The organism is Gordonia sp. (in: high G+C Gram-positive bacteria) (genome assembly GCF_012515855.1).
In the GTDB taxonomy this organism is placed as follows: domain Bacteria; phylum Actinomycetota; class Actinomycetes; order Mycobacteriales; family Mycobacteriaceae; genus Gordonia.
The window spans coordinates 23,343-32,200 of the sequence record NZ_JAAYXO010000045.1 but is presented as its reverse complement, the minus strand read 5'-3'; the positions used below and the strand labels follow the sequence as shown (position 1 = coordinate 32,200).

At 67.3% G+C, this 8,858-nt stretch carries 11 protein-coding genes and 1 tRNA gene; 7 read left to right on the top strand and 5 right to left on the bottom strand.

Annotated features, from left to right (window positions below; translation table 11 throughout):
- Together opgC and GX543_RS03030 are read left to right on the top strand one after the other, a co-directional pair.
- Window positions 1-1,142 (top strand): OpgC domain-containing protein (gene opgC, locus GX543_RS03035; protein WP_290849691.1); only part of this gene is annotated, 1,142 nt, incomplete at its 5' end.
- Window positions 1,135-2,355 carry an aminotransferase class I/II-fold pyridoxal phosphate-dependent enzyme gene (locus GX543_RS03030; RefSeq protein WP_290849699.1) on the top strand — a complete coding sequence of 407 codons (1,221 nt, stop codon included), beginning with the start codon at window positions 1,135-1,137 and terminating at the stop codon, window positions 2,353-2,355. The genes opgC and GX543_RS03030, both read left to right, overlap by 8 nt.
- A gap of 54 nt (window positions 2,356-2,409) precedes the next feature.
- On the opposite strand, the gene GX543_RS03025 is transcribed toward GX543_RS03030, so the two are convergent.
- Window positions 2,410-3,036, bottom strand: coding sequence for a LysE family translocator (locus tag GX543_RS03025; RefSeq protein ID WP_290849690.1), 627 nt, complete (start codon window positions 3,034-3,036; stop codon window positions 2,410-2,412).
- A 129-nt stretch (window positions 3,037-3,165) separates the two neighbouring features.
- On the opposite strand from GX543_RS03025, the gene GX543_RS03020 reads away from it, so the two are divergent.
- On the top strand, window positions 3,166-3,447 hold the full coding sequence (locus GX543_RS03020) for a hypothetical protein (protein WP_290849689.1): 282 nt from the start codon (window positions 3,166-3,168) through the stop codon (window positions 3,445-3,447).
- A 7-nt stretch (window positions 3,448-3,454) separates the two neighbouring features.
- Here the strand turns inward: GX543_RS03020 and GX543_RS03015 are convergent, their stop codons facing one another.
- On the bottom strand, window positions 3,455-4,957 hold the full coding sequence (locus GX543_RS03015) for a methyltransferase (RefSeq protein WP_290849687.1): 1,503 nt from the start codon (window positions 4,955-4,957) through the stop codon (window positions 3,455-3,457).
- 32 nt (window positions 4,958-4,989) lie between these two features.
- On the opposite strand from GX543_RS03015, the gene GX543_RS03010 reads away from it, so the two are divergent.
- From GX543_RS03010 to GX543_RS02995, 4 genes are all read left to right on the top strand, one after another.
- Window positions 4,990-5,073 (top strand) — tRNA-Leu (locus GX543_RS03010).
- Between the two features lie 293 nt (window positions 5,074-5,366).
- Window positions 5,367-5,786 carry a hypothetical protein gene (locus GX543_RS03005; RefSeq protein ID WP_290849686.1) on the top strand — a complete coding sequence of 140 codons (420 nt, stop codon included), beginning with the start codon at window positions 5,367-5,369 and terminating at the stop codon, window positions 5,784-5,786.
- 4 nt (window positions 5,787-5,790) lie between these two features.
- The gene (locus tag GX543_RS03000; protein ID WP_290849685.1) at window positions 5,791-6,201 is read left to right on the top strand and encodes a hypothetical protein; all 411 of its coding nucleotides are present in this window, start codon (window positions 5,791-5,793) and stop codon (window positions 6,199-6,201) included.
- Entirely contained in the window at window positions 6,198-6,548 is a 351-nt protein-coding gene (locus GX543_RS02995) for a VOC family protein (protein ID WP_290849684.1), read from the top strand. Before GX543_RS03000 ends, GX543_RS02995 begins: the two co-directional genes overlap by 4 nt.
- A gap of 7 nt (window positions 6,549-6,555) precedes the next feature.
- Here GX543_RS02995 and GX543_RS02990 read toward each other — a convergent pair whose 3' ends face one another.
- Genes GX543_RS02990 through GX543_RS02980 form a run of 3 tightly spaced genes read right to left on the bottom strand, consistent with a single transcriptional unit; the run spans window position 6,556 to window position 8,799 of the window.
- Window positions 6,556-7,215: a pentapeptide repeat-containing protein gene (locus tag GX543_RS02990; protein ID WP_290849683.1), complete on the bottom strand. Its 660-nt coding sequence runs from the start codon at window positions 7,213-7,215 to the stop codon at window positions 6,556-6,558.
- Entirely contained in the window at window positions 7,197-8,360 is a 1,164-nt protein-coding gene (locus GX543_RS02985) for a DUF6596 domain-containing protein (protein ID WP_290849698.1), read from the bottom strand. Before GX543_RS02985 ends, GX543_RS02990 begins: the two co-directional genes overlap by 19 nt.
- A 31-nt stretch (window positions 8,361-8,391) precedes the next feature.
- A complete protein-coding gene (locus GX543_RS02980; protein WP_290849682.1) occupies window positions 8,392-8,799 on the bottom strand; it encodes a YciI family protein in 408 nt (135 codons plus the stop codon).
- Window positions 8,800-8,858: the final 59 nt, after the last annotated feature.

The following is an 8,858-nucleotide window of genomic DNA, read 5'->3' as shown; positions in this document are numbered from 1 at the left end:
TCGCGGCCCCGACCCACGAGTATCCGTACGTCGACGGCATGAGCGCCTTCGTTCTGTTGTCCGGCCTGGTCCTCGGCATCGTGTACCAGCGCTGGGTCGCCAGACTCGGGTTCGCCTACGCCTACCGCAGGCTCCTCAAACGGCTCGCGGTCCTGTACGTGTGCCAGCTGTTCCTGTCCCTGCTGGCCGTCGCCGCCTCCGAACGGCTTGCCCCGGCCGAGTTCCGGACGCTCGCCCATCTACCCGGCCGCGAGAGTCTCGCCACCAAGCTGGAGTGGGCCCTGACCATGCGGTATCTGCCCAGCGGCGGCAATATCCTGGTCCTGTACCTCTTGCTCATGGCGTCGGCACTGGTGCTGATCCCGCTGCTTGCCCGTGGACTGTGGCCGCTGGTGCTCGGCGCGTCACTGCTGCTGTACGCCTCCACCCTGGTCTGGCCCACCGGCACCAGGGGAACCAACTTCTTCACCGTCGACGCCTTCCCCGGCGGGCCGCCGATCCAGAACTGGGCGGCGTGGCAGATCCTGTTCGTCCCCGCCGTCGTCATCGGCTGGCGGTGGGACCGGTGGCGGGTCGCCGAGCGGATCGATCGCGCGTTGGTGCCGCTGATCCTCGTCGCAGTGGTCGCGGGTCTGACCGTCGAACGCATCGTGACGAGTCTCGACCTGCGACCCCATCTGGTACTCCTGGTCGACAAGGTGGATCTCGGCCCGGTCCGTGCCGGCTTGTCGTTCCTCGTGGTGGCCTGCGTGTACGGCGTCTTCCGCGCCGTCTTACGCTGGACGCGTCGCGATCTGCTGCGTCCGCTGGTCTCCACCGGCGCCCGCAGTCTCGACTCCTACGTGCTGCAGGCCGTGTGTCTGCTCGCGATCCCGATCTTCGTCGTGGACCGTCCGTGGAAGCCGGTGCTCGCCTCGGCCATCGCGCTGGCGGTGTTCGGGGCGTGCTGGGCGTGGGCCGAACTCCGCACCCGCTTCGGTGTCGAGAAACTGCACCGCGCGCCGGTGCAGGTGATCGCGGCAGTCGGACACACGTGGGCCCGGGCCCGGAACGGAGAGCGACGAAGTGAGCGGCAGCGACAGCGTGGACGCCCCAGGAACGGCGAGCAGGCCGGACAAGCACGATCCCGCGTCGATCGGTGAGCGGACGCTGAGCGTCCACGGCGGCAATCAGGCCCCCGGCACCGGCGGCGAAGGCGACGCCATCCGCGTACCCATCGTCATGGCGAACTCCTACCACCTGCCGCAGGACCCGTCGACCATGGACTGGTCCAACCCCGAACACCTCACCTACACCCGGAACACGGGCATCAACCAGATCGCGCTCCAAGACAAACTGCGCGCGCTGGAACACGGCGAGGACGCGGTTGCGCTCGCTTCCGGCGTCGCGGGGCTCCACGCGGTCTTCTTCGGTCACGTCAACGCGGGCGATCACGTCGTCGTCTCCGACACCACCTACGAGGCCACCTACAAACTGTGGACCACCCTCCTGCCGCGGAAGTACGGCATCGAGGCGACCTTCGTCGACATCACCGACCTCGACGCCGTGGTCGCCGCCATCCGCCCCGACACCAAGCTGATCGCCACCGAGGTGATCGCCAATCCGACCACCAAGGTCGCCGACATCGCCGCCCTCGCCGAGATCGCCGACGCCCACGGCGTGATCTTGATGGTCGACTCCACATTCACCCCGCCACCTCTGTACCGGCCGCTCGACGACGGCGCCGGTCTCGTGGTGCACTCGCTGACCAAGTACATCAACGGCCACGGCGACGCGATGGGCGGCGCGGTGATCGGCCGCGCCGACCTCGTCGCCCCGATCCGATCGGAGGCGATGGTCGACGTCGGCGGCGTGATCTCGCCGTTCAACGCCTGGCTGATCATGCGCGGATCGGTGACCCTCCCCCTCCGTCTGCGCCAACACCAGGAGTCGGCGCTCGAGATCGCTCGGTTCCTGGAAGCCGACGACCGCATCGCCTACGTCGCCTACCCGGGGCTAGAGAGCCACCCGCAGCACAAGCTCGCCAGGCGCCAGTTCGGCGAGCCGGGCCGCGGCATCGGCGGCTACGGCGGGATCATGGCGTTCGCCCTCAAGGGCGACCCCGACCTGCAGAACCGCTTCGTCAACGACCTCAAGGTGGTCACCTCGGCGGTCTCGGTGGGCCACGACGAGTCGCTCATCGTGCATGTCGGCACCACCGGTCCCCGTGTCGCGGCCTACCCGGACGGCTTCCGCGAGTACGGCCACCTGCGGTTCTCGGTGGGACTGGAGGACGTCGACGACATCAAGGCCGATCTGGCTGCGGCGCTCGACTCGGCATGCGGGGATTCGGCGACGGGTCGCCCGACCGGCTGAGTGAGTGCGGCTGGATCTGGCCGGTTGTGTCAGCGCCGACCCGGAGCCGGACCACTACTCGGTGGCCAGCCGGATTCCGAAGCCGACCAGTGCGAAGCCGGCGACCAGGTCGATGCCGCGACGGATGCGCGGTGTCTGCATCCAGGTGCCGATCTTGCCCGCGGCAAGGACCAGGGCCGCGAAGTAGACGAACGTCAGGGCCAGGTAGATGAGGCCGAAACCGAGCGTCGTCCACGTGGCCGAGTAGCCGTCGGGAACGAATCCGGGCAGCAGGGTGATGAACATGATGCCGATCTTCGGATTCAAGATGTCGGTCAGGAACCCGGTGAAGAAGCCGACACGACGTCCACCGGCCTGGACGGCAGGGTTGGCTGGGCCCGGCACCCCCGCCCGCATCTGCCACATCGACCACAGCGTCTGCGCGCCCAAGATCACCAAGTAGCAGCCGCCGACGATCTTCAGCACCTGGAACCCGATCTCGCTCATCTGCAGGATCGCCGACAGTCCCAGCACCGCGGCGATGACCCACACGGTCAGACCGGCGAGCACCCCGAGCGACGTCCGGATTCCGCCCGCCCGACCGTCGCGCGCCAGACCGCGCATCACGACCAGCGAGTCGGGCCCCGGCAACAAGACCAGAAGCAACGACGCGACGGTGAAGGAGGCGATGGCCGACAGCATGTGTCGATGGTAAGCGCGAGGGCCGTCGACGGTGTAATCCATGCCCGGCGCACACGGCAGGCATTAAATTCGCGGTGACGCAATCTCTCGACATGCACCGATGCGCGCGGAAGAGTGATCGCCACGGTGATGAACAACAGGTTCGAGCCGACCGGATCCACCGCACCGCACACCCCAGGGGAGCAGATGACCGCCGAACTCGTGAACCAGCACGTCGCCGTCAGCCGATGGGACCGGACGTACCCGACCGCGCGCGTGTTCCTGATCGTGGCCTTGGTCGCCGCGATCGCCACCGTCTTCCTCACAGACACCGACGGGATCCGCTACGCCTCCGTCGTCGCGATCCTCATCATCGCGCCGATCATCGGCTGGCTCCGCGAACTCTCGGGACCCGAGGTCCCGCTCAGCTGATTCCCGCCTAATCGGCGCGGTACAGGATCCCGCGCCCGATCGCTTCGCGCACCGACGGCATCGCCGCCTGCGCCAGCGCGTCCGGGTCGACCCCGTGGAAGTCGGCGATCAGCGAGATCAGCGCGGCCAGCGGGACCTCGCCTCGGCAGCCGGCGAACAGCGCGGTGAGCACCTCGTCCACGGCGAGCACCGCTCCCGGGCCGCCTGGCCGCGTCACCGACGCACTGACCTGCTGCCAGCCTTCCTCCCCCGGCAGCGACTGTGTCTCCAGAAACACCGGCGACGTCGACAGCCGCGACGCCAGCAGGTCGGCGTCGGAGTTCTCGCGCAGGAAGTCGCGCCGCGCCCAGAACGCCTGCGCCTCGAAGCCCGTCACCTCTTGCCCCGCGCCGGTGATCTCCTCGATCACCACGTCCGCCTCGCGCGACTGCGTCGGCTTCCGGAAGGTGATCGACCCCATGCCGATGGCGACGATGCCCTCCTGCTCAAACCAGTCGAGCCAGCGCGCGCCGCGCTCGGCGGCATCGGTCACCGACTCCCCCGCGTCCGAGACCCACAGCGACACGTAGCTGATGGGATCGGCCAGCTCGCGCTGCACCACCCACGCGTCCAGACCTGTCGACTCCACCCATTCCCGCACGCGCTGATCCCACGCGTCGACGTCGCGAACCACCCAGTTGGCGAGGATCTGCGCGACGCCACCGGGGTTGAGGTGGTCGCCGATCTGCTCGATCAACGCGCGGCTGATGCCGTCGCCGACCATGCCGGAGTCGCGGTAGATGTAGTCCTGCGCACCGGTGCCGACCACGAACGGCGGGTTGGAGACGATGAGGTCGAAGGTCTCCTCGCCCACCGGCTCGAACAGGCTGCCCTCGCGCAGATCCCAATCGAGTCCGTTCAGCCGTGCCGTTGCCGCCGCCAGCGCCAGGGCGCGCCCGTTGGTGTCGGTCGCGACGATCTCATCGCAGTGCGACGACATGTGCAGCGCCTGCACGCCGCAGCCCGTGCCGACGTCGAGCGCTCGCCCGAACGGTGTGCGGATCACGGCCTGAGCCAACGACATCGATGCGCCACCGATGCCCAGCACATGGTCGTGGCGCACCGCGCCCGGACGCATCGAGGCGTCCTGGTCGGCGACCACCAGGTAGTCCGCTGCATCGCTGCCGTGTGGCCGGATGTCGAGGATCGCGCGGACACCGCCGTCGGCCTTCTCGATCACCTGTTGGTCCAACAACGCGTCGACACCGATCCCCGGCAGGGCCGCCGCGACGGCGTCGTCGGGCTCGGTGGAACCCAACAGAAACAGGCGGATCAGCGTCGCGAGAGATGCCTGTTCGGCGGGTGCCCGTCGCGTCTTCCGGAGCGCGGGCCACCACACCCCGCCGACCAGCGCCTGGCTGGTCTCCTCACCGAGCAGGCCGTCGATGCCTTCCGACGAATAGCCCGCGGAGCGAAGCCCTTCGCCCAGCGCGTCAACGATTTCCGGAGCATCCAGAGGGTAGCGAATCACCGCCCGAGCCTACCGGTACAGTGGCACTGCACGCGCGAGTGGCGGAATTGGCAGACGCGCTGGATTTAGGTTCCAGTACCCGTTGCGGTGTGGGGGTTCAAGTCCCCCCTCGCGCACAGAAATCGGACGTGCAGGACCAGCGATCTTCAATGCGTTGGCCTGCACGTCCTATTGTTTTCAGCCGCACGCGTCACCCGAGTGTCCGAGCTGATTGCAGGCCTACTGAGCGAGGCAGACGGTGGCCGCGGCCGCACTCCCCGTGACCGCTCCCGACAGATTGTCCGACATACGCGTTATCGTCCGACACGAGCACCCACACTCGCAGAGGAGGCCTTGATGGAGGGCGTCGCGTCGACTCAAAGCCACGATCCGAACCTCCAGAACCCGGCCGCCCGGAGGTGCGGGCGAAGTGGTTAGACGGGCGCAAAAGGAACGAAAAGCGCTGAGGAGAGCCCGGTCGGAAGCCGAGACCAGCCTCTCTTCCAGACAGGGCAGTTACATTCCGCCCGATCGTGAGAAATGCAAAGCCCGCCAGTGGGTGCAGGCGTATGACGACGCAAGCACCGTTCGCGTCCAATTCAACCTCTGGTCCCTCGACGGCCTGCCGGTCGACTTCGCGATTATCGTCCAACGGCTCGGCACCGACGGTTGGGACGATGTCGAGCGCTACGACTGTTGTCACGGCCATTGCCACTTGCACGCCGATGGGAAAGACTCATCGGCATCGATCTACCAACTCGACACCCAAGATGACGTGAAGGTTGCCTTGACGCGAGCCGAAGCAGAATCTGCCGATCGCGCGCGTATTATTCGAGACAAAGAAAGGTGAGACCGTGAGCACCCGCATGGAGAAGTTGGACAGTTTCCGCCGCGAAGTGAATCTGAACCTCGCCTTCGGTCCCGTATCTGAAATCGAACTGGTGACCAACGAGGCAGGCGAGTGCCCCGTCATCGTCGCACTCGACAGCGAACCCCTCTCGGCCGTTCTTGGACGAGTTCGAGCCGTCGGCGGAGCGGGAACCATCTTTTCGCAAGGCACCGACGGGGTACGAATGGTGTCGATGATCGAATCAGGTTGCAGCCTCGTCGAGCCCGGCGACCAACTCGCCCCCGGTGGCGAATCCAACTTCGGCATGTTCATCGACTACGTCGAACTTCACCCGGACGGTGTCGCGATACCCGCCGCGTTCGATCGACCTGCAAAGGCACGTGACGCTCGCGCTGTTGACCTGCAGGTCGCATGACGCCCCTCGACCTGTTCGCAGGGATCGTCGTCAGTGACCTCGCTCTAGCTGTCGACTGGTACACGCGAGTCCTCGGCGCGGAGCCGTCGTTTCGTCCGGACGATTCCGAAGCAGTCTGGACACTCGACGACCACCGATTCGTCTACCTCAAAACGGCGCAAGGCGGTCCGGGCAACAGCCTGGTGACGATCCTGATCGACGACCTCGACCGCTTCCTCGCCGCCGCGGCCGACCGCGGAGTGACGCCCGACGACCTGGAGGACTACGGCGGCGGGGTCAGCAAAGCCGTCTTCCACGACCCCGATGGGAACGAGTTCGGCGTCGGCTCGGTGCCTCGAGACCAGTAGTAGCGCGCTACTCGATCCGCATTCCCAGGTGCGCAGCGAAGTGGGCGGCGAACTTGACGGCTTGATCGCTGTCGATGGTGGTGCCGCCCAGCCCGTCGAGATGGCGGAGTGACTCGATCTCCACACCGCGCAGGTCGACGTCGCTCAGCTTGGCCTGGTGAACTTCCAAGCTCGATACCCGACAGTTCTCGAAGGCCATGCGCGCGACCGTCGCCTCGCTGAGGTCGAGTTCGTCGATCAGACAGTCGCGGAAGACGACGTCTCGCACGTCGCTGCCACGGAGGTTCACCAGACCCAGCTTGGAGTCCTCGATCACCAGCGACCGAACGGTCCCTTCGAAGAGGTCGAACGCACCGATCCGACTGCCCTTGATCTGCACGTTGCGCACCGAGGTGCGCGGCCACGCCAGCCGCGGCGCGTTCACCGAGTTGAAGGCCGTGTCGAAGATCCGACTGCCGCCCCATTCGACGTTCTCGAGGGTGACGTTCGAGAGTTCGCAGTCGGTCAGGGTGAGGCCCGACAGCTCGCGGTCAGCGAGGTCGACGCCGTCGAATCGGCCGAACTCGATGGTCTCGAAGGATTGCAGGGCGTCGGTCTGGAGGTCGTCGAGCCCCGCGAGCTTCAGCGTGTCGATCTTCGGTTTACGTGTCAGTCGGTTCGAGGCCATGGCTGCGACTGTAGCGACTCGTGCACCCGCGCCGCCTGAGTGATCAAGTGGTGCTTCTCGGCCGAGTTGACCGAAAGCTCTGCTGCCTCGGCATTCAGGCGGGCGGCGCTGACGAGGTCTCCGTCGCGCTCCCGCAGATGGGCTTCGACGGCGCGGTACCGCGGCAGTGCCGGGTCCAGTTCGGCCAATGCGGCGAGGCCGGCGCGCGGCCCGTCCGCTTCACCGACCGCCACCGCCCGGTTCAGTCGGGCGACGGGACTGTCGGCCAGCGCGACAAGTTCGTCGTACCACTCCACGATCTGGACCCAGTCGGTCTCGTCGACGGTCTGGGCATCGGCGTGCAACGCAGCGATCGCCGCCTGCGCCTGGAACTCGCCGAGACTATCACGCGCCAACGCTCCCTGCAGGATCTCGACGCCCTCGGCGATGAGAGCGGTATCCCAGAGCGCTCGGTCCTGCTCCGCAAGTGGAATCAGCCCGCCGGAGTCGGTAGCCCGCGCGGGCCGTCGTGCATGGTGCAGCAGCATCAAGGCGAGAAGGCCCGCGACCTCCGGGTGATCGATCGTCGCCGCCAGTGTCCGAGTCAGTCTGATCGCCTCCGCCGCGAGATCGACGTCACCGGAGTAGCCCTCGTTGAAGACCAGGTAGAGCGTCCGCACGACGGTCGCGACGTCGCCGGGCGCGGTCAGCCGCCGGCCCGACACCGTCTTCTTGGCTCGGCTGATCCGCTGCGCCATCGTCGCCTCGGGCACCAGATAGGCGGCGGCGATCTGCCCGGTGGTGAGCCCGCCGACTGCACGCAATGTCAGCGCCACGGCCGATGCCGGACTCAGCGACGGGTGCGCGCACAGGAAGTACAGCGCGAGGGTGTCGTCCGCATCCGGGACCTCGCCCCCGGTCGGCTCGACGGCGACGGTGTCCTCGCGTCGCCGCCGAGCCGCGTCCGACCGCACTGCATCCAGGAATTTGCGCCAGGCCACGGCGACGAGCCACGCTTTCGGCTCGCGCGGGGGATCCGACGGCCAGGTGCTCAACGCCTGGATCAGAGCTTCCTGGACGGCGTCCTCCGCCGCCGCGAAGTCGGCTCCGCGGCGCAGGAGGATCGCGAGGACCTGCGGTCCGAGGACTCGAACCAGCGCATCCATCTCCGCGGGCATGTCCCCGTCCGAGGTCATCTCAGTCGTCACCAGCCATGACGTCCTCGATGAACGGTCGGACCTCGAGCCATTCGTGCAGCGGACGACCGCCCGCACCGGGCGCCGACGACAACTCGCCTGCCAGTTCGTAGGCCCGGTCGCGGCTGTCGACGTCGACGATCATCCACCCCGCGATCAGGTCCTTGGTCTCGGCGAACGGCCCGTCGGTGACCGGCGGCTTGCCCTCCCCTCCGTACTGCACCCAGCTCCCCTCGGGTGCCAGGGCCTGCGCGTCGACGAACTCGCCGCTGGCGACGAGGCGGTCAGCGAAATCGCGCATGAACTGTATGTGCGCGGTCACCTCGTCCGGTGCCCACTCCGACATCGGGACGTCGTTGCGGGACGCCGGTGCGCCGCGGTAATGCTTCAGCATCAGATACTTGGCCATGATGACTCTCCTCGGGTGACGTACGACCCAGTCTGGTCGCGTTCATACCTGGGACGGCG